The sequence below is a fragment of the Aliterella sp. E5.1 genome (assembly GCF_057473825.1).
In genome coordinates, this window is sequence record NZ_JBYCCV010000381.1 from 1 (window position 1) to 1,323 (window position 1,323).

Sequence of the window (1,323 nt, forward strand, 5' to 3'; positions counted from 1 at the left end):
ATTGAGGCTTCTGAGATTTTGGCTTTCTTGGAGCCATGGGTCGGGCAAGGGGGAGCGCTAATAGAACGATCCAGCCACCCTACCGCTTGTTGAAGTCGTACATGGGCTTCCTGGGGTTGATCTTTTAGTAGAAACACAATTGCCGCCGCTGCCTGCTCTAAGGCCCGAGCCTTGCGATTTGATTTCAAACGATGCCAGGTGCCAGCAGTAATGGTGAGTTGTTCGGTCAACAGCTGCGCTAGTTCAAGGGTTTTGGAATTGGGATGAGAATTTAGAGAAGAATTCTCTGTCTCAGGGGTGGATCTCAATAAAGACATTATTAACAAGTAAGCTACAAAGAAAGGTTTTTGCCTATTCTACTGTGCCTTTACTGCCCAGGATGATCCATGGAGCCTAGCCAGGAGCCCACGACCCCTCCTGAAGATGAAGCAAATTTCGAACAAACCTTAACAAAGGTTGAGGCTTCACTTCAATCCTTAAAAGCTCGATATACCCAGATTAAGGCGGCCCAACTCACCCAAGCTGAGCTGAAACAACGACTTGCTCGGTTGCACTCAGAAATAGAAAGAATTAGGGAACAACTTGAAAACTTAGAAGTTGAGCTAGAAAGTCGCCTGTTTACCTGGAGCAGTCAATCAGAGACCTTTTGGCAAGTCCTCCGGTTTCTAGGATTGGGGTTAGTCATTGGTTTTGCACTCAAAGCTTTAGTTGACTAGTCTGACGCTCCAAAGGCTTGGAAGCGATCGCTGCTCAGCCTTTGTTTCTAAAGTTAGAAAAACCAGAATTAGCTTTACAAAAAAATACTTTAGTTAACATATGGATACGATTTAGCCATATTGGCGATCGATTATTCACTAAAAAACACACAAGCAATCATCGCAACCATGACAACCGCATTACAACAGCGCCAAAGCGCCACAGCATGGGAGCAGTTTTGCAGCTGGGTCACCAGCACCGAGAACCGACTCTACGTCGGCTGGTTTGGAGTCCTAATGGTCCCCACCCTACTCGCTGCCACCACCTGCTTCATTATTGCCTTTGTTGCCGCTCCCCCCGTCGATATCGACGGCATCCGTGAGCCCGTCGCCGGCTCCTTCATGTACGGCAACAACATCATCACCGGAGCCGTTGTTCCCTCATCTAACGCCATCGGCCTGCACTTTTATCCCATTTGGGAAGCAGCCTCCTTGGATGAGTGGCTCTACAACGGTGGCCCCTACCAACTGGTAGTCTTCCACTTTTTGATTGGCATCTTCTGCTACATGGGCCGGGAATGGGAACTCAGCTACCGCCTAGGCATGCGCCCCTGGATCTGTGTCGCCT

Annotated in this window: 3 protein-coding genes; 2 read left to right on the forward strand and 1 reads right to left on the reverse strand. The window is 49.0% G+C overall.

Going from position 1 to position 1,323, the window contains the following annotated elements:
* On the reverse strand, positions 1–317 hold a 317-nt coding region (locus AC2VE5_RS27460; RefSeq protein ID WP_486890697.1), incomplete at its 3' end, for a DUF6439 family protein.
* Between the two features lie 69 nt (positions 318–386).
* Here AC2VE5_RS27460 and AC2VE5_RS27465 point away from each other — a divergent pair.
* Both AC2VE5_RS27465 and AC2VE5_RS27470 read left to right on the forward strand, forming a co-directional pair.
* Positions 387–716 (forward strand): sll0565 family protein, encoded by a 330-nt coding sequence (locus AC2VE5_RS27465; protein ID WP_486890698.1) that lies wholly within the window; start codon positions 387–389, stop codon positions 714–716.
* A gap of 168 nt (positions 717–884) precedes the next feature.
* Positions 885–1,323: photosynthetic reaction center family protein (locus AC2VE5_RS27470; RefSeq protein WP_486890699.1), on the forward strand; the 439-nt coding region annotated here is incomplete at its 3' end.

Excerpts from the sequence above, each read along its gene's own strand:
- AC2VE5_RS27465 (WP_486890698.1), top strand. The coding sequence starts at position 387 with ATGGAGCCTAGCCAGGAGCCCACGACCCCTCCTGAAGATGAAGCAAAT.